This is a genomic window from Amycolatopsis pretoriensis (assembly GCF_900107925.1).
Classification (GTDB): Bacteria; Actinomycetota; Actinomycetes; order Mycobacteriales; family Pseudonocardiaceae; genus Amycolatopsis; species Amycolatopsis pretoriensis.
The window spans coordinates 209,319-232,195 of sequence record NZ_FNUJ01000011.1 but is presented as its reverse complement, the minus strand read 5'-3'; the positions used below and the strand labels follow the sequence as shown (position 1 = coordinate 232,195).

The window sequence follows — 22,877 nt, the reverse complement described above, 5'->3', positions numbered from 1 at the left end:
CAGCGCGAACCATGGTGCGCACCACCGGCGCGGGGGTGGGGCGTACCCCACCCCCGATCAGGTGACCTTGCTCAGCTGCCCCGGACCCGGCGCACCGTGTCGCGGTAGAAGTAGCCGCTCTGCTTGATCGTGCGTTCCTGCGTCTCGTAGTCCACCCGGATCAGCCCGAACCGCTTCGCGTAGCCGTACGCCCACTCGAAGTTGTCCAAAAGGGACCAAGCGAAATACCCACGCACATCCGCCCCGGCCTCACGAGCCGCCGCCACCGCAGCGATGTGCGAAGCCAAGTAAGCCGTCCGCTGCTCGTCACGCACGAACCCCGACGAGTCCGGGTCGTCGTCGAACGCCGAGCCGTTCTCCGTGATGTACATCGGCAAGCCCGGGTAGTCGCGGCCCAAGCGGGTCAGCAGCTCCGTGAACTTGCCCGGCAGGATCTCCCAGCCCATCGCCGTCGTCGGCTCGCCGAACGGGACCACCCGCGATGCCGGTACCCCGTCCTCGTCCACCGAAGCGCCGCTCTCGTCCACGCCCGAGAACTGCTGGCCGAAGTAGTAGTTCACGCCGAGGAAGTCCAGCGGCGTCGAGATCACCGAGAGGTCGCCGTCCTGGATCGGGAGCTTTACGCCCCGCGAGGCCAAGTCGTCCACGACGTCGGTCGGGTAGCGGCCGTGCACCAGCGGGTCCAGGTAGACCCGGACGCCGAGGCCGTCCGCCTGCCGCGCCGCGCGGACGTCCTCTTCGGACTCCGTCGCCGGGTCCGCCGTGCACATGTTCAGCGTGATGCCGAACTCCGTGTCCGCCGGGGCCGCCTCGCGCATGCGCTGCACCGCGAGCCCGTGACCCAGCAGCAGGTGGTGCACCGCGTGCAGCCCCGCCGCGTAGTCGCGCCGCCCGGGCGCCATCACGCCGTGCACGTACCCGTGCATCGCCGAGCACCACGGCTCGTTCAACGTCGTCCAGTGCCGCACACGATCGGACAGCCGGTCGAACACGAGCATTGCGTAGTCCGCGAACCGGTACGCCGTGTCACGCGCCGGCCAGCCGCCCGCGTCCTCCAGCTCCTGCGGCAGGTCCCAGTGGTACAGCGTGAGCCACGGCGTGATCCCGCGGTTCAGCGTCTCGTCGACCAGCCGGTCGTAGAACCCGATCCCGGCCTCGTTGACGCCGCCGCGGCCACGCGGCTGGACTCGGGGCCACGCCACGGAAAACCGGTAGGTGTCCGCGCCGAGCTCGCGCACCAGCTCGATGTCCGACGGCATCCGGTGGTAGTGGTCGCAGGCGATGTCACCGTTGTCATTGTTGTCGATCGCCCAGGGGACCTGGCAGAAAGTGTCCCAAATGGACGGAGTGCGCCCGTCTTCCGCGACCGCGCCTTCGATCTGGTAGGCGGCGGTGGCGACGCCCCAGCGGAAGTCCGGCGGCAGCGTGTCGATCAGCGCCTGCTGTTCGGCGGTCGCGGCGGTGGTCTCGGTCAAGGCGGGTCTCCTCCAGGTGGGACCGGATAGGACAGACGGCGTTCAGGGGGTCGCGACCGGGTGCAGGAAGCAAGCCACTTCCCGCGACGGGTCGCCGCCGGGCAAGCCCAGCTCGGGCACCTTCGAGTCGCACGGCTCGAAGGCCTTGGGACACCGCGGGTGGAACGCGCAGCCGGCCGGCATGCCGCGCGTGTCCGGCGGTGATCCCGGGATCCCGGCCAGCTCGCGGCGCGGGCCGCGCAGCGCCGGGAACGAGTTCAGCAGGCCGAAGCTGTACGGGTGCAGCGCGTCCCGGTAGAGCGCCGACGCCGGTGCCTGCTCGACGATCCGGCCGCCGTACATGATCGCGATCCGGTCCGAAAACTCGACCAGCAGCGACAAGTCGTGCGTGATGAACAGGACCGAGAAGCCCAGCCGCTCACGCAGTTCCACGAGCTGGCCCAGGATCTGCCGCTGCATGACGACGTCGAGCGCCGTCGTCGGCTCGTCCATGATGACGACGCGCGGTTCGAGCGCCAGCGCCATCGCGATCATCACGCGCTGGCGCATGCCGCCTGAGAGCTGGTGCGGGTACGCCTCCAGCCGGTCGGCCGAAATCCCGACCAGCTTGAGCAGATCACGGGCCCGCGCCACCCGGCTCGCCCGGCTCGTGCGGGGCTCGTGCGCCTTGATGACGTCGACCAGCTGCGTCACGACCTTGTGCACCGGGTTCAGCGAGTTCATCGCACCCTGGAACACAATGGACGTTTCCGCCCACCGGAAGTCCCGCAGCTGCTTGTCCGTCAATCGAAGGACGTCGTAGGGCTCGCCGTCGGCGGGGTGGTAGATCACCTGGCCGCCGCGGATCACACCCGGCGGCGCGAGCAGCCGCGTCAGCCCGTAGGCCAAAGTGGACTTCCCGCTGCCGCTCTCCCCGGCCAGGCCGAGCACTTCGCCGCGGTGCAGCGTCAGGTGCACGTCCCGGACCGCGCGCACGGCCTCGTCGCCGACGCCGTAGTCGACGTCCAGGCCCTTGATCTCCAGGACCGGGTCCATCATGACTGTTCCTCCCGCCCGAGCACGGGCGTGAAGCCCACGCGCATGCGATGCGTCCGTCCGTCCGCGCCCTTGACGCGTGCCTTGCCGCTGCCGCGCAGCCGCGGGCTGACGAACTCGTCGATGCCGAAGTTGAGCAGGGACAACGCGGTGCCGAGGATCGCGATCGCCAGGCCGGCGGGCACGAACCACCACCACGCGCCCTGCGCGAGGGCCTGCTGGCTCTGCGCCCAGAACAGGATCGTGCCCCAGTTCCAGTTGGACAGTCCCGAGACGCCGACGAACGCGAGCGTGATCTCCGACATCACCGCGAAGATCACCGTGCCGACGAAGCTGGACGCGATCACCGCGGTCAGGTTCGGCAGGATCTCGAAGAAGATGATCCGCCACGTCGACTCGCCGGTCGCCCGGGCCGCTTCGACGTATTCCCGGCCGCGCAACGAAAGCGTCTGCGCCCTGAGCACTCGCGCGCCCCACGCCCACGACGTGAACCCGATGATGACGGCCACCAGGTAGTCGCCGCCGGTGGGCACCGCGCTGCCGATGATGATGATCAGCGGCAGCGCCGGGATCACCAGGAACACATTGGACAGTGCGGACAGCCCTTCGCCGGGCGTCCCGCCGAGGTAGCCGGACGTCACGCCGACGAGCACCGCGAGGATCGTCGCGACGATCCCGGCGGTCAGCCCGACCAGCATGACGCTGCGGGTGCCGACCACGACCTGGCTGAAGATGTCCTGGCCGAGGTGGGTCGTGCCGAACCAGTGCCGGCCCGACGGCGCTTCCATCAGGTCGTTGCTGCGCGCCGACGGGTCGAACGGCGCGATCCAGTCCCCGATGATCGCGATCACCACGAAGAAGACGATGACCGCGAGCCCGGTGGCGGTCTTGCCGCCGGTCAGGAAGCGGAACCGCTTCCGGCGCACGACGGCGTCGACGGGGAGGGCTTGGGCGGCTTTGACGTCCGCCGCGGGTACGGCCATGTCAGCCCTCCTTCCGGGTGCGCGGGTCGAGCGCGAGGTAGGCGACGTCGGCGAACAGGTTCGCCACCAGCACCGAGAGCGTGATGATCAGGAAGATGCCCTGCATCAGCGGGTAGTCCTGCGAGCCGACCGCCTGGAACAACTGGTAGCCGACGCCGGGGTAGGAGAACACGATCTCCACCAGCAGCGTGCCGCCGACGATGAACCCGAGGGCCAGCGCGAAACCGGACACGCTGGGCAGCAGCGCGTTGCGCGCCGCGTACCCGACCATCACCCGGCGTTCGGGCAGGCCCTTGGCGTGCGCGACCGTGACGTAGTCCTCCGACGCGACGGTGACCATCATGTTGCGCATGCCCAGGATCCAGCTGCCCATCGAGCTGATCAGGATGGTCAGCGCGGGCAGCAGGCTGTGCTGGATCGCGCTGCCGATGAACGTGCCGTCCCAGCCGGGCACCGTGCCCGGGTCGTAGCCGCCGGACGACGGGAAGAAGCTGCCCGGGCCGGCCAGCAGCGTCAGCGCGATCAGGCCGAGCCAGAAGTACGGGATCGACGAGAGGAACGTCGTCACCGGCAGCAGGCCGTCGACCCACGAGCCGCGCTTCCAGCCGGCGACCACGCCGAGCCCGGTGCCGAGCGCGAAGCCGACGATCGTGGTGATGCCGACCAGGATGATCGTCCACGGCAGACTGTCGCTCAGCAGGTCCGACACCGGCGACGGGAAGAACGTGAACGAGACCCCGAGGTCGCCCCGGAAGAGCTGCCCCCAGTAGTCGAAGTACTGGGAGATCAGGCTTTCGTTCTTGTCGAGCCCGAACAGGACGTACAGCGACTGGACCGCGTCCTGGCTGATCATGCCCTGGTTCTTGGCGATCAGCGACTGCACCGGGTCGCCCGGGATCATCCGCGGGATGAAGAAGTTGATGGTGACGGCGGCCCAGGCCGTGAAGACGTAGAAGGCCAGCCGTTGCAGCAGGTACCTCATCGGGCGGCCCCGTCGTACAGCCAGCACGCGGCCCAGTGGCCGGGTGCGTCGTCGACCTCGAACCGCGGCGGCAGGTCGGTCTTGCAGCGTTCCATCGCGACCGGGCAGCGCGGGTGGAACCGGCAGCCGGACGGCGGGTCGATCAGGCTCGGCGGTTCGCCGGCCCCGCGCTCGGCGGGCACTTCGCCGGGGTCGAGCTCGGCCGCGCCGCCGACCAGCCGGTCGGGATCGGGCGCGGAGTCGATGAGCAGCCGCGTGTACGGGTGCGCCGGGTTCTGCGTGATGGTCTCACTGTCGCCGCCTTCGACCATCCGGCCCGCGTACATCACCATCGTCTCGTCGGCGAAGTAACGCGCGGACGCGATGTCGTGCGTGATGTACAGGATCGCCAGGTGCAGGCGTTCCTTCAGGTCCCGCAACAGGTTCAGCACGCCGAGCCGGATGGAGACGTCCAACATGGACACCGGTTCGTCGGCCAGCAGGGCCTCCGGGTCGGCACCCAGCGCCCGCGCGATCGCGACCCGCTGGCGCTGCCCGCCGGACAGCTCGTGCGGGAACTTGTCGATGTACCGCTCGGGCGGCGTCATCTGGACGCGGGAAAGCAGGTCGTGCAACGACTTCTCGAGGTCGTCGCCCGCCCGGCCGTGGATCTTCAGCGCCCGCGTCAGGTGGTAGCGCACGGTGTGCACGGGGTTCAGCGACGCGAACGGGTCCTGGAAGATCATCTGGACCCGCCGGGCGTAGGCGCGGAACGCCTTGCCGTGCTTGATGTTCACGGTCTCGCCGTGCAGCTTGATGTCGCCGCCGGTGCGCGGGTAGAGCCCCGCGAGCAGGCGCGCGACCGTCGACTTGCCCGATCCGGACTCGCCGACCAGCGCGGTGACGCGGCCCCGCTGGAGCGTCAAGGTGACGTCGTCGACGGCCTGGACCGCGCGGCGCGGGCCGGTGAGGGCCGCGCGCCCGCGTCGCCGCACCGGGAAGTGTTTGGTGAGTCCCGCCGCCTCGAGAACGACGGGGAGGTCCCCCTCCGACCCGACGGCGATGGGGTCGGAGGGGGCGGGGGCGGCCGCGTCGCCGCGGCCGTCCCCGGTTTCCGTCATGACTGAATCCGCCATCAGGCCGCGGGCTTCAGGTGCAGGACGATGTCGAGCGCGTTGCGCAGCGTGGGCTGCGCCGGGCCGTACGGGTTGGCCTCGTCCGGCCAGCCGACCCAGTTCTTCGTGCTGTACTCGCCGCCGGAGTTGGCCGCCGAGGTCGGGACCATCGGCTGCTGGTCGATCATGATCTTCTGCAGCGTCGCCATCGCGGCGGTGCGGGCGGTGTCGTCCTCGGCGTTGGCGTAGGTCTCGAGCGCCTTGGTCGCCTCGTCGTTCTTGAAGCGGCCGTAGTTGCCGTTGATGCCACCCTGGCCGGTCGGCTTGTAGCGCGTGCCGTCCATGACGTCGCGGTACATGTCGTACGGCGTCGCACCGTCGTTGGTCCAGTGCATCAGACCCTCGAAGTCACCGGTGTCGACCGACTTGATCCACGCGTCCTGGTTCATCTTCTCGACCGTGGCGGTGATGCCGATCTGCGCCAGGTTGTCCTTGATGATCTCCAGGTCGGTGATGTAGTCCGACCAGCCCGACGGGACGGTGAGCTTGATCGTGACCGGCTTGCCGCTCGGGTCGGCCAGCTTGTCGTCGTTGAACTTGTAGCCCGCGCCGGTCAGCAGCGACTTCGCGCCCGGGACGTCGACCTGGACCGTCTGGCCCTTGTACTGCGGCGCGATGAACGAGTCGCCCGCCGGGGTCGGGATGCCGGTGACCTGGTCGTTCTTCGGGTAGAAGTAGCCGGCCTCGCCCTGGTTGAAGATGTCGTCGCGGTTGATCACCTTGCTGACCGCCTGACGCAGCTTCGCGTCGTTCCACGGCGCCTTCTCGGTGTTGAACCACAGGCCGTGCACGGCCAGCTGCGCCGGGAACCACAGCTTGTAGTGCTGCGGGTCCTTGTTCGTGTAGACGGCCTTGTAGTTCGGGATGAAGACGAAGCTCCACTCCGACGCCCCGCTGACCAGCGCCGCGACCTGCGCGTTGTTGTCGGTGTAGGAGGTGTAGCGGATCTCCTTGACCTTCGGCGCTTCCTGCCAGTAGCCGGCGTCGCGGCGGGTGACGATCATCGTCTGCGGCGTGAACGACTTGAGCGTGTACGGCCCGGTGCCGATCGGGTTCTTCACGGTGTCGAGCGCCGGGTCCTTGACCGACTGCCAGGCGTGCTTCGGCACGACGAGCGTCTGCAGGATCTTGAGCTGGTTGACGAACTGGGAGGTCTCGAAGCCCAGCGTCACCTGGTTGCCGGCCGCGGCGATGTCCTTGTACGGCACGGCGTCGACGTTCAGCGCCTTGTTGTCGCGCAGCAGCTGGAACGTGTAGGCGACGTCCTCGGCGGTCATCGGCTGGTTGTCCGAGAACTTGACGCCGTCACGGACGGTCAGGACCAGCTTCTTGTAGTTGTCCGACCAGTCCCACTTCGTCGCCAGCCACGGCTTGCCCGGCTCCTGCGGCTTGACGCGGTTGTGCATGACCAGGGGCTCGTAGATCATCCACCGGTAGCCCATGTTGGACAGGGCGGAGGTCTCCAGGAACGGGTTGTTGTTCTCCGACTGCGGGCCATCCGGCTTGCCCACGTTGAGCACCTGGTCCGGGTTGCTCTGCGCGGCGTTCGAGCTGCCGCCCGAACACGCTGTCAGGCCTCCGAGGGCCATGACGGCCACCAGCGCTGCGACGATGGAGCGCTTGACTCGCATCGTTCCTCCTAGTCATCGACGACGTGCGTAGGTGTCGACTGGTAGCGAGCCCCGACCGCCGGCGACCGAACGACGCCCAGAAGTCAACCCGGGTGACTCGGGTCACGTCAATAACACGGCGGTAACGTTTTGTACCTAAGTTTAAGTAATAAAAGAACTGGCGGTCCAGACCTGTGGCGGTGATTACTCCTTGCGACGCAAGGAAATCAGCCGGTCCGGCCACCGTTCGCGAGCAGCTGCGCGATGGGCAGGGTGGCCGCGCCGAGCGCGACCGCGTCCGGCCCGAGGCTGCCGAGGACGACCTCGGTGCGCCCGGCCAGGTAGTCGAGCGCGTGCCGGCCCACCGCGTCGCGCACGGCGGGCAGGATCGCCTCCCCCATGATCGCCCCCGCCGAACCGGAGAGCACCACCCGGTCCGGGCTGAGCAGGTTGATCAGGTTCGCGATGCCGATCCCCAGGTACTCGCCGGTCTCGGCGAGGACGTCGGCGGCGGGGCCGTCAGCACGGGCTTCCTCGACGATCCGCGCCAGCTCGTTGTCGCTCTCGTCCCCGATGACCGGTTGCTCGCCGACCCGGTCGGCGTAGTGCCGGACGACCGCCTCGGTGCCGACGTAGGCCTCCAGGCAACCGTGCGAGCCGCACCGGCAGGCCGCGCCGGCCGCCTTGACGACGGTGTGGCCCCACTCGCTGGTGGTGATGTCGGGGTGCGACGGCCCGGCGGTCGCGACGGCGGCCCCGACGCCGACGCCGAGCAGCGCGACGATGGCGCGTTCGGCACCCCGGCCGGCGCCGCGCCAGGCCTCGACCTGGCCGAGCGTGCGGGCGCGGTTGTCCAGGTGCAGCGGCGCGGCGATGTGGGGGTGGATGAGGTCGGCGAAGGCGACACCGCGCCAGCCGAGCGTGGGCGCGTGCACGATCCCGCCGTCACGCACCGCACCGGGCACGCCGATCCCGACGCCGAAAACCGCGTCCGGTTCGCCCCCTTCGAGCACTTCGGCGATGCCGGTTCGCACCAATCCGGCCACTTCGTCCGGGTCGAGCCGGGTGCCGACGAGCGGGTGCCGGACCGTGCCGAGCGTCCCGAGGGCGCAGTCGAACAGGCCGACCTCGACGTGCGTTTCCCCGACGTCGACACCGACGACGTGCCCGAACCCGGGCCGCACGGCGAGCAGCGTGCGCGGCCGCCCGCCGTCGGATTCGACCGAGCCGGCCTCGGCGACGACGCCGTCGGCGATGAGCTCGGAGACGACGTTGGTAACGGTGGCGGCCGAAAGTCCCGATTCAGCTACTAGTTCCAGCCTGCTGACGGGACCGCGGAGGTACAGGGAGGAGAGGAGTGCCGCGCGGTTGTGCCGACGGAGGTCACGAGTCGTTTGGCGTACCACCTGGGTCACCTGGGGGATTCTGCCAGACGCCGCCCATGTCACTATGGGTTCGGGACTTAGTTCACCACTTAATACATAGCCACAACTTACGGTGATCAGGCATCCTGGTCGCAGCCGGTAAGAGTTCCAGATGGGTTGCCCATGGCGAGCAAGCGCACCACCGTCCGTGATCTGCGGCGGCACAACCGTTCCCTGCTGCTGTCGAAACTGTACTTCGACGGCCCGCTGTCGCGGCACGAACTGAGCCAGCTCACCGGATTGAGTGCGGCGACGGTCAGCAACGTGACGGCCGAGCTGGGCGAAGAGCGGCTGATCACGGAGGCGGGCCAGGTCGAGTCGGACGGCGGCCGGCCGAGGGTGCTGCTGCGCGTCGACCCGGCGTACGGGCACGTCGCAGGCGTCGACATCGGCGAAACGGGCGTCAAGGTGGAGCTGTTCGACCTGGCGATGAACCGCCTGGCAACGGTCGACCACCCGCTCCCGAAGGCCCCGGACCCGGCAACGGCGGTCGAGCAGGTGACATCGGGGTTGCGCGAGGTGTTCGCGGGTTTCGAGGACGCGAGCGTGCTCGGAGTGGGAATAGGCGTCCCGGGCACGGTCGAGCAGGGCGAGCGGGTACTGGTCCACGCGCCGACAGTCGGCTGGGACGCGGTACCGCTGGTGTCCCTGCTGCAGGAGGCGGGAGTGTCCCTGCCGCTGTTCGTGGACAACGGAGCGAAGACCCAGGGCCAGGCGGAGATGTGGTTCGGCGCGGGCCGGGGAGCACGCCACGCGGTGATAGCACTGATCGGCTCGGGCGTGGGCGCGGCGGTGGTGACGGACGGGACAACGTACCGGGGATCAACGAGCAGCGCGGGCGAGTGGGGCCACACAACAATCGCGTACGGCGGCCAGCAGTGCCGCTGCGGAGCGTTGGGGTGCTTGGAGGCGTACATCGGCGCGGGCGGGGTGCTGGCGAGGTACCGGAAGGTCCGGGGCAAGGACGTCCCGGGCGAGGACGAGCAGGCCCAGTTCGCAGCGCTGCTGGAGGCGGCCCCCCGTTCCAAGACGGCGGCCAAGGTACTGGACGAGACGGCGGGCTACCTGGGGGCGGGGATAGCGAACTTGATCAACTTGTTCAACCCGGAGCGCATAGTGATCGGCGGCTGGGCGGGATCGGCACTGGGCGAGCAGCTGCTGCCGAGGATCCGTTCGGTGGCGGGCGAGCACGCACTGAGGCACCCGTTCAGCCAGACATCGATCCAGCTGGGATCGCTGGGACTGGACGCGGTGGCAACGGGAGCGGCGACATTGCCAGTGGCGGATTTACTGGCCCAGGGAGCAACTTCGAAGATCGCAAAGCCGGGAGCACCGAACTCAGACGCGGCTTGAGCAACCAGCACGCGCCAGCTCCAAACGCAAGGGGAACTCGAGAACAGGCACCGACGAGGACCCAGACCTCCCCCGCACCCCGATCCGAAGCCAGAACACGGCCGGCAGCACCGGGTCAAGGCATCTTTCCCGCCTTGACGCGGTGCTGCCGGCCGTAGTCACAATGGGGCTTCGGGGTGCCGGAGGAACAAGGGGACTTTCCGAAGCGCCGACAGGCGCGAGGGACTTACCGGGCGCGCCAACAGGCGCTAGGGAGTCATCAGGGCGCCGGTAGAGGCAACGGGCTTCGGAGTGCCGGAAGGGGCAACGGGCCACGCGACGCCCAAAGGGGCGCCAGCCCCTGCACCAGCCGCCGCCAAGCAGAGCCCACCCCTCCCAGGGGGACCACCCCGTTCCAGCGTATCGACACCCCCCGACAAAATCCCTGCACCACCCGCCCCGCCGACCCACCTGTCCACAACCAACCCAACCTGTGGACAACCCCGTGCCCCACTCACCGGGAACCACCCAACCCACCCGCCCCGCCACCAACCCACCCTTAATTCGGGTTGAAAAAAAATGACCGCCCGACGGTTGCCCGCCTTGTCTGGACCATGCATACTTTGTTGCCAGGCACAACAAAGGTCTGAACCACCTCACGGCCCACCCCGCCCCCGGGGTCGTGAAGCCGGTCGCGCCTGCCGCCGCCCCGGCATGCGAGGCCACCTCCCCTCCCGCGTTTCGTGCTGCGCGCGGAACGCCGGTCCCCCTGGTGAGAGAGGCGACAACGATGTCCACCTCGTTCCGCAAAACACGCAAGTTCCGAAGAGCAGCGGCACTCTTCGCCGCCGCGTCCCTGCTGTTCGTCGGGCAGCAAGCGCTGAGCGCCCCCGCCGCCGAAGCGGCCGCCACCTTCACCGACGACTTCAACGGGCCCGCCGGGTCCGCCGTCGACGGCTCGAAGTGGCAGCTCGAAACCGGCGACAACGTCAACAACCACGAGCGCCAGTACTACACCTCCGGCACCAACAACGCCCAGCTCGACGGCCAGGGCCACCTCGTCATCACCGCCAAGCGCGAAAACCCCGGCAACTACAACTGCTGGTACGGCCGCTGCGAGTACACCTCCGCGCGGATGAACACCGCCGGCAAGTTCAGCCAGGCCTACGGCCACTTCGAGACGCGCATGAAGCTCCCGCGCGGGCAGGGCATGTGGCCCGCGTTCTGGATGCTCGGCGGCGGCAACTGGCCGACCGACGGCGAGATCGACATCATGGAGAACGTCGGGTTCGAGCCGAACACCGTGCACGGCACCATCCACGGCCCCGGCTACTCCGGTTCCGGCGGCATCGGCGCGGCCTACAACGGCCCGAACTTCTCCGACGACTTCCACACCTACGCCGTCGACTGGTCGCCCAACCAGATCAAGTGGTACGTCGACGGCAACCTCTACCAGACGCGCACGCCGTCCGACCTGAACGGCAACCGCTGGGTCTACGACCACAACTTCTTCATCATCCTCAACCTCGCCGTCGGCGGGTACTGGCCGGGCGACCCCAACAGCAGCACGCAGTTCCCGCAGCAGTTGGTCGTCGACTACGTCCACGTCACCAACGACGTCGGCGGCGGCACCCCGCCGACCGGGCGCACCGGGCGGATCACCGGCATCGGCGGCAAGTGCGTCGACGTCGCCGGCGCGAACTCCGCCAACGGCACGCCGATCCAGATCACCGACTGCAACGGCAACGCGGCGCAGAACTGGACCATCGCGAGCGACGGCACGATCCGTGCCCTCGGGAAGTGCATGGACGTCAGCGCCGCGGGCACCGCGGACGGCACACCGGTGCAGCTCTACGACTGCAACGGGACCGTCGCCCAGAAGTGGGCGATCTCCGGCGCCAAGGACATCGTGAACCCCAACGCGAACAAGTGCCTCGACGCCACCGGCAACTCCAGTGCGAACGGCACCCGCCTGCAGATCTGGACCTGCGGTGGCGGCGCCAACCAGAAGTGGACCACTCCCTGATCCATCCCCTCGGGTAGGCGGACCCCGCCCGGTCCGCCTACCCGGCACTCTTTCCTTCCCCCACAAGGAGATTTCCAGTGCGACGATTTCTCGTCGCGCTAATGGGGTGTGCCCTGTTAGCGCTTTCTTTCCTGACCACCGGCTCCGCCCAAGCCGCCGTCGAGGCAGGACCGTCCGCGAGCCAGCTGCTCGCGAAGACGCAGAACTGCCAGCAGATCTCGAACGGCAAGTACTCCTTCGACGAAGGCGGCGCGGCCACCGTGCCCGTCTGCCAGGCCAACGGCGCGGTGTTCTTCACCGCCGACATGGACATCGACTGCGACGGCGTCCGCACGTCGCAGTGCAACGAGCAGACCGACTGCTGCTTCTACCCCGACACCGCGTTCCACACCTCGACCGACCAGCCGCTGAACGCGGCCCAGTTGCCGTACATCGTGCTGCCGCAGCCGACGTCCACTTGGGACTACCGCAACTACGGCATCGACGGTGGTTCGGTCGTGGCGGTGATCTACAACAACAAAGTCACCTACGCCGTCGTCGGCGACACCGGCCCGACGAGCATCATCGGTGAGGCGTCCTACGCGACCGCCGTCAACCTCGGCATCAACCCGGACCCGTCCAACGGCGGCACCGAGGGCCCGGTGACGTACATCGTGTTCCCGAACACGCACGTCAACCCGATCGAAAACCACGCCACCGCCACGAGCCTCGGCGAGCAGGTCGCGACGCAGTTCGCCGGCGGCACGACCACGCCGCCCACCGGTGGCGGCGGGCAGATCACCGGCATCGGCGGCAAGTGCGTCGACGTCGCCGGCGCGAACAACGCCAACGGCACCGCCGTCCAGCTCTACGACTGCAACGGCACGACCGCTCAACAGTGGACGGTCGGCAGCGACGGAACCGTGAAGTCGCTCGGCAAGTGCCTCGACGTCACCAGTGCCGGCACCACCAACGGCACGCCGATCCAGCTGTGGGACTGCAACGGGAGCAATGCCCAGAAGTGGTCGGCCAACGGATCGCAGAACCTCGTGAACGCGGGCTCGGGCAAGTGCCTCGACGCCACCGGCAACTCGAGCGCCAACGGTACCCGGCTCCAGATCTGGACCTGCGGCACCGGGGCGAACCAGAAGTGGACGCTGCCATGAAGAAACTGCTCACCCTGCTCGGCGTGACCGCGCTCGCCGCGGCCACCTTCGCCGCTCCCGCGCAGGCCGCGGGCGAGACCGTCAACGTCTGGCTCACGACCACCAGCGACTCCGGCGGCCGGACGGTCACCCGGGGACTCCAGCAGCAGACCCCGGTCACGTTCGCCGCGGGCACCGGTACCGGTGGCGTGACCATCAACGTCAACGAAGGCGCCACCTACCAACAGTTCGAAGGCGGCGGCGCGTCCTTTACGGACACCGCGGCTTGGCTGATGAACTCGAGCGGCGCGCTTTCCCAGGCCACCCGCGACGACACGATGCGCAAGCTGTTCGACCCGAACAACGGCATCGGGCTGAGCTTCATCCGCAACCCGCTCGGCGCGTCCGACCTGGCCCGCTACAGCTACACCTTCGACGACATGCCGGCCGGCCAGACCGACCCGAACCTGACGCACTTCTCGATCGCCCACGACCAGGCCGACGTGCTGCCGCTGACCAAGCAGGCCAAGCAGCTCAACCCGCAGGCCAAGGTGATGGCGTCGCCGTGGAGCGCGCCGCCGTGGATGAAGGACAACGACAGCTACCTGCTCGGCTGGGTCGAGTCGCAGTACTACCCGGCCTACGCGCAGTACTTCGTCAAGTACCTGCAGGCCTACCAGGCCGCGGGGGTGCCGATCGACTACGTCTCGATGCAGAACGAGCCGACGTGCTGCGCGAGCTACCCGTCGACCAACTGGAACGGCGCCGGTCTGGCGTACTTCGCGAAGAACAACCTGCTGCCCGCGCTGCAGGGTGCCGGACTGTCCACAAAGGTCCTCGCGCTCGACTGGAACTGGGACACCTACGCCTCCTACGGCGCGCCCACTCTGGACGACTCGGCGATCCGCAACCACCCGAACTTCGGCGGCGTCGCCTGGCACGGGTACGGCGGCAACATCGCGCAGCAGACGACCACGCACAACCAGTACCCGAACGTCAACGCCTACTCGACCGAGCACTCCGGGGGCACCTGGATCTCGAACCAGCAGGCCGAGGACATGAACAACATCGTCGACTACACGCGCAACTGGTCGAAGAGCGTCACCAAGTGGAGCCTCGCCGTCGACCAGAACATGGGCCCGCACAACGGCGGCTGCGGCACCTGCACCGGCCTGATCACCGTCCACAACGGAGACTCGCGCAGCGGGCAGGTCGACTACACCGTCGAGTACTACACGATGGGTCACCTGACGAAGTTCGTGAAGCCCGGCGCGTACCGGATCGACTCGAACGACAACTCGACCGTCCGCAACGTCGCCTGGAAGAACCCGGACGGCTCGAAGGCACTGATCGCGTACAACTCCAGCACCGGCAACCAGAGCGTGCGCGTGAACTGGGGCAACTCCTCGTTCACCTACAACCTGCCCGGCCACACGTCGGCGACATTCACCTGGAACGGCACCCAGGGCAACGGTGGCGGCGGCACCGGCAAGACCGGCCCGATCACCGGCCTCGGCGGCAAGTGCGTCGACGTCGCCGGCGCGAGCAGCGCCAACGGCACCGCGGTCCAGCTCTACGACTGCAACGGCTCCGGCGCCCAGCAGTGGACGGTCGGCACCGACGGAACCCTGAAAGCGCTCGGCAAGTGCCTCGACGTCACCGGACAGTCCACAGCGGACGGTGCGCAGTTGCAACTGTGGGACTGCGGCGGTACCGCGAACCAGAGGTGGGCGGCCACGGCGGCCAAGGACCTCGTCGGCGCCGGGTCGAACAAGTGCGTCGACGCGACCGGCAACTCCAGCGCCAACGGCACCCGGCTGCAGATCTGGACCTGCACCGGCGCCGCCAACCAGAAGTGGAACGTGCCCGCATGAAGAAACTGGCAGCATTCGGCGCCCTCATCGCCGCATCGGCTCTGATAGCCGTCCCGGGCGTCGCGCAGGCGGCGACCGGCCCGATCACCGGCATCGCCGGCAAGTGCGTCGACGTCAACGCGGCGAGCACCACCAACGGCACCGCGATCCAGCTCTACGACTGCAACGGCTCGGGCGCTCAACAGTGGACGGTCGGCTCCGACGGATCCCTGCAGGCACTGGGCAAGTGCCTGGACGTCACGAGCGCGGGCACCGCGAACGGCACGACGATCCAGCTCTGGGACTGCAACGGCAGCAATGCCCAGAAGTGGACGGCCAACGCGGCGAAGAACCTGGTCAACACCGGTTCGGGCAAGTGCCTCGACGCGACCGGCAACTCCAGCGCGAACGGCACGCGGCTGCAGATCTGGACGTGCGCGAGCACGGCCAACCAGCAGTGGACGCTCCCGTCCGGCGGCACCACCCCGCCGCCGAGCGGGCCGGGCGTGATGGCCGTGGCGCCGTACCTCTACAACGGCTGGGGCAACCCGCCGAGCCCGCAGACCATCCAGAACGCCACCGGCGTCAAGTGGTTCACGCTGGCGTTCATCCTGTCCAACGGCTACTGCAACCCGATGTGGGACGGCGGCCGGGCGCTCACCGGCGGCGTCGACCAGAACACGATCAACGCGGTGCGCGCGGGCGGCGGCGACGTCATCCCGTCGTTCGGCGGCTACTCCGGCAACAAGCTGGAGTCGTCGTGCGGCAGCGCGGGCGAGCTGGCGGCGGGCTACCAGAAGGTGATCAACGCCTACGGCCTCAAGGCGATCGACATCGACATCGAGGCCGACGCCTACAGCAACCCGACCGTGCAGCAGCGCACGGTCGACGCGCTGAAGACGGTGCGGGCGAACAACCCGGGCATCAAGCTGTACGTCACGTTCGGCACCGGACAGTCCGGTCCGGACAACAGCCTGGTGAACCGGGCGGCGCAGTCCGGGCTCACGGTCGACGGCTGGGTCATCATGCCGTTCGACTTCGGCGGCGCCGGCCAGAACATGGGCACGCTGACCCAGCGCGCGGCCGAGGGGCTCAAGAACGTCGTCAAGAGCGCCTACGGCTACGACGACGACACGGCCTACCGGCACATGGGCATCTCGTCGATGAACGGCATCACGGACAACAACGAGACGGTCACGCTGAACGACTTCACCACCATCCTGGCCTACGCGAACCAGCACCACCTGGCCCGGTTGACGTTCTGGTCGGCCAACCGCGACCGCCCGTGCCCAGGCGCCTACCCGAACGACGACACGTGTTCGGGCGTGTCCCAGCAGGCGTGGGACTTCACGAGGATCTTCGCCCGCTACGCCGGCTGACCCGGCTCGCGGAACAGCCGTGAATGGCACATTCACAGACGTAGCGTCCGTGAATGTGCCATTCACGGCTTTCGCGTTCGAGGGCTGCCGGGCCGTGACACTGGGGAGGCCGCGGCCCGGCAGCGGTGGGTTCCGCCTGCCGCTGGGGGTCTCCGGCGGCGAAACCGCTTTCGCAGGTTATCGAGCCGGAGCGCGATTGGGGACCGTCAAAATGCCGGGGTGCCCGAAGGGGCAGCCGTAGACTGGCCGCCGTGCCCGAATCGACAGTGGACGACGTGCTGGCCGAGCTGGCCGCCCTCGAGGACCCGAAGGCACGCGCGGTCAACGAGCGGCACGGCGACGACCACGGCGTCAACCTCGCCAAGCTGCGCGTGATCGCGAAGCGGCTGAAGACGCAGCAGGACCTCGCGCGCGAGCTCTGGGCCACCGGCGACACGGCGGCGAAGCTCCTGGCCACCTTGATCTGCCGGCCGAAGGCGTTCGAACTCGACGAGCTGGACGCCATGCTGCGATCCGCGCGCACGCCCAAGGTGCACGACTGGCTGGTGAATTACGTCGTGAAGAAGAGCCCGCACGCCGAAGATCTGCGCCGGACGTGGTTCGCCGATCCGGATCCGGTGGTCGCGAGCGCCGGCTGGGCGTTGACCACCGACCGCGTCGCGAAGCACCCCGAAGATCTCGACGACCTCCTCGACGTCATCGAGAAGGACATGAAGGACGCCCCGGACCGGCTGCAGTGGGCGATGAACAACTGCCTGGCCCAGATCGGGATCGAGCACGAGAGCCACCGCGCGCGGGCCATCGGAATCGGTGAACGCCTCGAAGTCCTCAAGGACTACCCGACGCCGCCGAACTGCACCTCGCCGTACGCGCCGGTCTGGATCACCGAGATCGTGCGCCGCCGCGGGTAGCTACTCCGCCGCGACGGCCGCCCGGGCCGCCTCGGCGCGGTCCGCGTACGCCTCGACCAGCTGCTCCTCGGCGTCCTCGAGGTACTTCATCAGCAGCTGTTCCGCGCCCGGCCCGTCGCCCGCCTCGATGCGGTCGAGGATCTCGTGGTTGCGCGGCAGGTAGCGCTCGTGGAAGCGCCGCGGCTCGGCCATGATGTGGAAGACCAGCCGCAGCTCGGCGGTCAGCCGGCCGACCAGCTCGTTGACGCGCTCGCTGCCGGACAGCGCGGCCAGCTCCTGGTGGAACCACACGTTCGCGGTGCCGAGGTCCTTCCAGTTGCCGGTGCGCGCGGCCTCGTCGCCGATCTCGACCTTCTCCTTGATCCGCTGGAAGGACGCCGGCTTCGCCGTCACCCCGCGGACCGCGGCGCACTCGATGATCTTGCGGACGCGGTAGATGTCGACGACGTCCTCGACGCTCGGGATGCGGACGAAGACCCCGCGGTTGAGCTCGTGGGCCAGCAGCCGCTCGTGCGTGAGCAGCCGGAACGCCTCGCGCAGCGTGTTGCGGGAGACGCCCAGCGCGTTGCCGATGTCCTGCTCCGAAAGCCGGCCGCCGGGCAGGAAGAAGCCCTCGGCGATGCGCTTGCGCAGGACGCCGGCGACCCGCTCGGCCGTGCTTTTGCGGCTGACCAGGCCGCGGTCGGCCTCCAGGCCTGGCAGCCCGCTGTCTTCGATGCCCACGCCGGAGATGGTACCCGTCACACTGAGGACGATGTAATTGCCGTCTTGTGGAATTGTTCAACAATCCCTACTGTGTGAGGCACGCCACGATGAGACACTGGCCAGGAGGTGCCCATGACTGCCACAACAGCTACCGAGGCCCGGCCGTTCGACTGGTTCCGCACGCTCGGCAAACGCGGCCGCCGCGCTTTCGTGGGCGCGTTCGGCGGCTACGGACTGGACTCGTTCGACTACCAGACCCTGCCGCTCGGCCTGGCCGCGATCACCGCGTACTTCGGGATTTCCAGCGGCGAAGCCGGCCTGCTCGGCACGACGACGCTGGTCGTCTCGGCCGTCGGCGGGGTCGGGGCCGGCATGCTCGCCGACCGGATCGGCCGCGTCCGCACGCTGCAGATCACCATCGCGATGTACACGATCTTCACCGTGCTCTGCGGGTTCGCGCCCAACTTCGAGACGCTGCTGGTCTTCCGCGCGCTGCAGGGCCTCGGTTTCGGCGGCGAGTGGGCGGCCGGCGCCGCGCTGGTCGCGGAGTACTCGCAGGCCAAGTACCGCGGCCGGACCGTGGCGTTCGTGCAGAGCGCGTGGGCGGTCGGCTGGGGCCTGTCGGTGATCGTCTACACGGTCGTGTTCAGCGTCGCGAGCGACGACGTCGCCTGGCGGATCATGTTCTGGACCGGCGTCATCCCGGCGCTGCTCGTGCTGTGGGTGCGCAAGAGCGTCAAGGACGCCCCGCGCGCGGAGGAACGGCTGAAGACCGAACGGCCGAAGGGCACGCTCGTCCAGATCTTCAAGGGTGACCTCGTGCGCACGACGTTCTTCGCCGCGCTGCTCGCGACCGGCGTCCAGGGCGGGTACTACACGATCTCGACGTGGCTGCCGTCCTACCTGAAGAAGACGCGCGAGCTGACCGTGATCGGCACCGGCGGCTACCTCGCGTTCCTCATCACCGGCGCGTTCGTCGGGTACGTCTGCGGCGGCTACCTCACGGACCTGATGGGGCGCAAGAAGACCTTTCTGACGTTCGCCGTGCTCTCGGCCGCGCTGATCGTCGCGTACACGCAGATCCCCAAGGGCGCCAACGGGCTCGTGCTCGTCCTCGGGTTCCCGCTCGGCTTCTCGATGTCCGCGATCTTCAGCGGCTTCGGCGCCTACCTCGCCGAGCTGTACCCGACGGCGCTGCGCGGGACGGGCCAGGGCTTCACGTACAACTTCGGCCGCGCGGTCGGCGCGATCTTCCCAACCGTCGTGGGCTTCCTCGGCGCGGGCGGCGCGATCGTGTTCGGCGCGCTGGGCTACGGCATCGCCGTGCTGGCGCTGCTCGGCCTGCCGGAGACCCGGGGCATCGAACTAGTCGACTGAGGGGGAACTCATGACGACCTTCGACGAACCCGCGACGTTCACCCCCGCGCAGGCGCGCGAGGCGTTCCGCCGCGGCACCGCCCGCCCCACCACGGGCTGGGCCAACGGATTCACCCAGACCAACCTGATCGCCGTGCCCGAGGACTGGGCCTACGACGTCCTGCTCTTCTGCACCCGCAACCCGCAGCCGTGCCCGCTGCTGGACGTCACCGACCCCGGCGACCCGGAAACCCGGCTCGCCGCGGGCGCGGACCTGCGCACCGACCTGCCGCGCTACCGGATCTGGCAGAACGGCGTGCTGGCCGGCGAGGTGTCCGACGCGACCGGCCTGTGGCGCAGCGACATGGTCGCCTTCTCCATCGGCTGCAGCTTCACGTTCGAGACGGCCCTGGCCGCCGAGGGCGTCCCGCTGCGGCACGTCGACCAGGGCCGCAACGTCGCGATGTACGTGACGAACCGGCCGTGCGAACCCGCCGGGCGGCTGTTCGGCCCGATGGTCGTGTCGATGCGGCAGTTCCCGGAGGACCGCGTCGACGACGCCGTCCGGATCACCCGGGCGATGCCGGCCGTGCACGGCGCGCCCGTGCACGTCGGCGACCCCCGCGCGCTGGGGATCGACGACCTCTCCCGGCCGGACTTCGGAGATCCGGTGGACGCGCAACCGGGGGACGTTCCAGTGTTCTGGGCCTGCGGGGTCACGCCGCAGGCGGCGCTGATGGCGTCGCGGCCCCCCTTTGCGATCACCCACGCACCGGGGTACATGTTCATCACCGACCGCCACGACAGTGAATACCGGGTGGGCTGAAAATGGACCTGAACAGCGATCTCGGCGAAGGCTTCGGCGCCTGGAAGATGGGCGACGACGAGGCCATGCTCGACATCGTGACCAGCGCGAACGTCGCGTGCGGCTTCCACGCCGGCGACCCGTCGGTGATGCGGCGGGTGTGCGACCTGGCGGCCGAGCGCGGCGTCGCGATCGGCGCGCACGTCGGCTACCACGACCTGGCCGGGTTCGGCCGGCGCGCGCTCGACATCGCGCCGGACGACCTGGCGAACGAGGTGCTTTACCAGATCGGCGCGCTGGACGCGTTCGCCCGCGCGGCCGGCAGCCGCGTGACGTACGTGAAGCCGCACGGCGCGCTGTACAACACCGCTGCGGCGGACGTCGAGCAGGCGGCGGCGATCGTCGACGGCCTGCGCCGGTACGACCCCGCGCTCGCGCTGCTCTGCCTGCCGAACTCGGAAATGCAGCGGCAGGCGGAAAAAGCGGGTGTGGTGGCGTACGCGGAGGCGTTCGCCGACCGGGCGTACACCGCCGACGGCAAGCTCGTCTCGCGCAAGAAACCGGGCGCGGTGCTGCACGACGTCGACGCCGTCGCCGAGCGCGCGGTCGGCATGGCGACCGGCGGCGTCGTCGCGGAGGACGGCACCAAGCTCGACGTGCGCCCGGATTCCCTGTGCGTGCACGGGGACACGCCGGGCGCCGTCGAGCTGGCCCGGCGGATCGAGGCGGCACTGTCGGGGGCGGGCATCGAGCTGGGGGCGTTCACCGGATGACGGTCCGGCTGCTGCCGTGCGGGCGAAGCGCGGTGCTGGTGGAACTCGAGGACGTGCTGGGCTTCCAGGCGGCACTGACCCGGTTGTCGTTGGACGGTGTCGAAGAACTGGTCCCGGCTGCCCGCACGCTGCTGGTCCGCTACGACCCCGCGGTGACGGACGCGGACCGGCTCGGTGCGCTGCTGCGCGAGGTGTCCCCTGTGGACAGTGCGGTGGCCGCGCCGGCCGAGGTGGTCGTCCCGGTGGTGTACGACGGGGAGGATCTCGCCGACGTCGCGGCCGAGGTGGACCTGTCCGTCGAGGCGCTGGTTTCCTTGCACAGTGCGGGTTCGTACGTCTCGGCGTTCTGCGGGTTCGCGCCCGGGTTCGCGTACCTGTCCGGTTTGGACCCGGCACTGCACGTGGCACGCCGGTCGTCGCCCCGGACGCGCATCCCGGCGGGCTCGGTGGCGATCGCGGGCGAGTACAGCGCGGTCTACCCGAGCGCGTCACCGGGCGGCTGGCGGCTGCTCGGCCGGACGGACGTGCCGGTGTGGGACGTCGAGCGCGACCCACCGAACCTGCTGCCGCCGGGCACGCGCGTGCGGTTCGAGGCGGTGCGGTCGTGAAGCTGGAAGTCGTGCGGCCCGGGTTTTCGACGACGGTGCAGGACCTCGGCCGCCCCGGGCACGCGGCGCTCGGCGTCTCCCGGTCCGGTGCCGCCGACCGCGCGTCGTTCGAGCTGGCCAACCGGCTCGTCGGCAACCCTTCGGGGGCGGCGGCGCTGGAAGTGACCCTAGGTGGGCTGGTTCTGCGCGCGTCGAGCGTCACGACGGTGGCGGTGACCGGGGCTTCGTGCCCGGTCTCGCCGGGCGGCATGAACGGCCCGGTCACGTTGTGGCCGGGCGACGAACTGGTGCTGGGCATGGCCTCCGCGGGCCTGCGTTGTTACGTCGCGGTGCGCGGCGGCATCGACGTCCCGCCGGTGCTCGGTTCGCGGTCGACGGACACCCTCGGCAAGCTCGGCCCGCCGCCGCTCACCGCCGGGATGCTGCTGCCGGTGGGCACTCCCGGTGCGGTCCCGGTGGTCGACCTGGCGCCACGCCCGGCTTTGCCGCCGTCGCCGGTCCTGCGGGTGACGCCGGGACCGCGTCGCGACTGGTTCGCGGATCCGGACGAGCTGCTGTCCACTGTGTACACGGTGTCGCCGGACTCCGACCGCGTCGGCATCCGGCTCACCGGGCCGCCCCTTGCCCGGGTGCGTCATGACGAGCTGCCGTCCGAGGCGTGCGTGCCGGGTTCGCTGCAGGTACCGCCGTCGGGCCGGCCGATCCTGTTCCACGCGGACTCCCCGACGACGGGCGGCTACCCGGTGATCGCGGTCGTCGAGGAGGCCGACCTCGACGTCGCCGCCCAGCTGCGCCCCGGCCAGACCGTCCGGTTCACCTGGTCGTGACCACCAGCCAGGCCACGTTGGTGAGGACGATCGCGAGCCACAACGGCCACGTGCGCACCCGCGGCAAGCGTCCCGGTTCCGCGAGGTAGGCGTCCAGGGTCTCCGCGACCTGGTCGTCGATCTCGTCGCGCAACCGCGGATCCAGCTCAGACATGCGCCGGCACCGCCGGGCGCGGCATCGCCACCGACAGGCACGCCAGCGCCAGCGGCACCTCCAGACCCGCCATGAGCAGCGAGAACACGACGTCATCGCCGGCCGTGACGACGTCGAACCAGGCGTCGGTGAGCAGCAGCGTCGCGGTGCCGATCGCCGCGAACGGCGTGCGCGGGCCGTTCTTCCCCAGTAGCCAGGCGGTGGCCAGCAGGCCGATCGCCTCGGCCGCGTCGAAGCCCGTCCAGGCCAGCCGCCAGTGCTGAGCCGCGTAGACGTCCGGCAGTGTCATCCCCAGTACCGCGATCCACGGCAGCAGGCACAGACCTGCCGCCCAGAAGAGTCTTTTCATCGAAAACCCCCG

21 protein-coding genes are annotated in these 22,877 nt (G+C 69.3%); 11 read left to right on the top strand and 10 right to left on the bottom strand.

All coding sequences use genetic code 11. The features are described 5' to 3' along the window. Positions 1–71 precede the first annotated feature (71 nt). The 7 genes from BLV96_RS40430 to BLV96_RS40400 all read right to left on the bottom strand — a co-directional run bounded on the left by BLV96_RS40430 (position 72) and on the right by BLV96_RS40400 (position 8,654). Complete coding sequence (locus BLV96_RS40430; protein ID WP_086672172.1) at positions 72–1,475, bottom strand: GH1 family beta-glucosidase; 1,404 nt, start codon at positions 1,473–1,475, stop codon at positions 72–74. 42 nt (positions 1,476–1,517) lie between these two features. Further along, a complete protein-coding gene (locus BLV96_RS40425) occupies positions 1,518–2,513 on the bottom strand; it encodes an ABC transporter ATP-binding protein (protein WP_167379899.1) in 996 nt (331 codons plus the stop codon). Beyond that, the gene (locus tag BLV96_RS40420) at positions 2,510–3,493 is read right to left on the bottom strand and encodes an ABC transporter permease (protein WP_086672168.1); all 984 of its coding nucleotides are present in this window, start codon (positions 3,491–3,493) and stop codon (positions 2,510–2,512) included. The genes BLV96_RS40425 and BLV96_RS40420 overlap by 4 nt, the downstream gene beginning before the upstream one ends. Before the next feature lies 1 nt (position 3,494). Next, entirely contained in the window at positions 3,495–4,475 is a 981-nt protein-coding gene (locus tag BLV96_RS40415; protein ID WP_086672166.1) for an ABC transporter permease, read from the bottom strand. Then, on the bottom strand, positions 4,472–5,575 hold the full coding sequence (locus BLV96_RS40410; RefSeq protein ID WP_086672164.1) for an ABC transporter ATP-binding protein: 1,104 nt from the start codon (positions 5,573–5,575) through the stop codon (positions 4,472–4,474). Before BLV96_RS40410 ends, BLV96_RS40415 begins: the two co-directional genes overlap by 4 nt. Before the next feature lie 14 nt (positions 5,576–5,589). Beyond that, positions 5,590–7,260 (bottom strand): ABC transporter substrate-binding protein, encoded by a 1,671-nt coding sequence (locus BLV96_RS40405; protein ID WP_167379898.1) that lies wholly within the window; start codon positions 7,258–7,260, stop codon positions 5,590–5,592. Positions 7,261–7,466: 206 nt separating this feature from the next. Then, positions 7,467–8,654: an ROK family transcriptional regulator gene (locus tag BLV96_RS40400; RefSeq protein WP_086672161.1), complete on the bottom strand. Its 1,188-nt coding sequence runs from the start codon at positions 8,652–8,654 to the stop codon at positions 7,467–7,469. A gap of 132 nt (positions 8,655–8,786) precedes the next feature. Between BLV96_RS40400 and BLV96_RS40395 the strand changes: the two genes are divergently transcribed. The 6 genes from BLV96_RS40395 to BLV96_RS40370 all read left to right on the top strand — a co-directional run bounded on the left by BLV96_RS40395 (position 8,787) and on the right by BLV96_RS40370 (position 17,288). After that, on the top strand, positions 8,787–10,016 hold the full coding sequence (locus BLV96_RS40395) for an ROK family transcriptional regulator (protein WP_086672159.1): 1,230 nt from the start codon (positions 8,787–8,789) through the stop codon (positions 10,014–10,016). Between the two features lie 769 nt (positions 10,017–10,785). Beyond that, complete coding sequence (locus BLV96_RS40390; protein ID WP_091390252.1) at positions 10,786–12,021, top strand: glycoside hydrolase family 16 protein; 1,236 nt, start codon at positions 10,786–10,788, stop codon at positions 12,019–12,021. A 77-nt stretch (positions 12,022–12,098) separates the two neighbouring features. Beyond that, positions 12,099–13,166: a glycoside hydrolase family 75 protein gene (locus BLV96_RS40385; RefSeq protein ID WP_244180851.1), complete on the top strand. Its 1,068-nt coding sequence runs from the start codon at positions 12,099–12,101 to the stop codon at positions 13,164–13,166. Next, positions 13,163–15,019: a ricin-type beta-trefoil lectin domain protein gene (locus tag BLV96_RS40380; RefSeq protein ID WP_167379897.1), complete on the top strand. Its 1,857-nt coding sequence runs from the start codon at positions 13,163–13,165 to the stop codon at positions 15,017–15,019. The genes BLV96_RS40385 and BLV96_RS40380 overlap by 4 nt, the downstream gene beginning before the upstream one ends. Beyond that, positions 15,016–16,377, top strand: coding sequence for a chitinase (locus tag BLV96_RS40375; protein ID WP_086680432.1), 1,362 nt, complete (start codon positions 15,016–15,018; stop codon positions 16,375–16,377). Before BLV96_RS40380 ends, BLV96_RS40375 begins: the two co-directional genes overlap by 4 nt. A gap of 251 nt (positions 16,378–16,628) precedes the next feature. Next, positions 16,629–17,288: a DNA alkylation repair protein gene (locus BLV96_RS40370; protein ID WP_086680430.1), complete on the top strand. Its 660-nt coding sequence runs from the start codon at positions 16,629–16,631 to the stop codon at positions 17,286–17,288. Here BLV96_RS40370 and BLV96_RS40365 read toward each other — a convergent pair whose 3' ends face one another. Next, positions 17,289–18,011, bottom strand: coding sequence for a GntR family transcriptional regulator (locus BLV96_RS40365; protein ID WP_086680428.1), 723 nt, complete (start codon positions 18,009–18,011; stop codon positions 17,289–17,291). A gap of 114 nt (positions 18,012–18,125) precedes the next feature. Between BLV96_RS40365 and BLV96_RS40360 the strand changes: the two genes are divergently transcribed. From BLV96_RS40360 to BLV96_RS40340, 5 genes are read left to right on the top strand one after another with little or no spacing between them, the layout of a single operon-like run. Further along, positions 18,126–19,370 (top strand): MFS transporter, encoded by a 1,245-nt coding sequence (locus BLV96_RS40360; RefSeq protein WP_086680426.1) that lies wholly within the window; start codon positions 18,126–18,128, stop codon positions 19,368–19,370. A 10-nt stretch (positions 19,371–19,380) separates the two neighbouring features. After that, positions 19,381–20,175, top strand: a complete 795-nt coding sequence (locus tag BLV96_RS40355; RefSeq protein WP_086680425.1) for a putative hydro-lyase — start codon at positions 19,381–19,383, stop codon at positions 20,173–20,175. A 2-nt stretch (positions 20,176–20,177) separates the two neighbouring features. Beyond that, a complete protein-coding gene (locus tag BLV96_RS40350) occupies positions 20,178–20,927 on the top strand; it encodes a LamB/YcsF family protein (RefSeq protein WP_086680423.1) in 750 nt (249 codons plus the stop codon). Continuing rightward, the gene (locus tag BLV96_RS40345) at positions 20,924–21,535 is read left to right on the top strand and encodes a 5-oxoprolinase subunit B family protein (protein WP_086680420.1); all 612 of its coding nucleotides are present in this window, start codon (positions 20,924–20,926) and stop codon (positions 21,533–21,535) included. The genes BLV96_RS40350 and BLV96_RS40345 overlap by 4 nt, the downstream gene beginning before the upstream one ends. After that, entirely contained in the window at positions 21,532–22,362 is an 831-nt protein-coding gene (locus tag BLV96_RS40340; RefSeq protein WP_086680418.1) for a 5-oxoprolinase subunit C family protein, read from the top strand. The genes BLV96_RS40345 and BLV96_RS40340 overlap by 4 nt, the downstream gene beginning before the upstream one ends. On the opposite strand, the gene BLV96_RS50095 is transcribed toward BLV96_RS40340, so the two are convergent. Further along, the gene (locus BLV96_RS50095; RefSeq protein ID WP_167379896.1) at positions 22,349–22,516 is read right to left on the bottom strand and encodes a hypothetical protein; all 168 of its coding nucleotides are present in this window, start codon (positions 22,514–22,516) and stop codon (positions 22,349–22,351) included. The genes BLV96_RS40340 and BLV96_RS50095 overlap by 14 nt on opposite strands. Next, positions 22,509–22,865 carry a hypothetical protein gene (locus BLV96_RS40335; RefSeq protein WP_086680416.1) on the bottom strand — a complete coding sequence of 119 codons (357 nt, stop codon included), beginning with the start codon at positions 22,863–22,865 and terminating at the stop codon, positions 22,509–22,511. The genes BLV96_RS50095 and BLV96_RS40335 overlap by 8 nt, the downstream gene beginning before the upstream one ends. Positions 22,866–22,877: the final 12 nt, after the last annotated feature.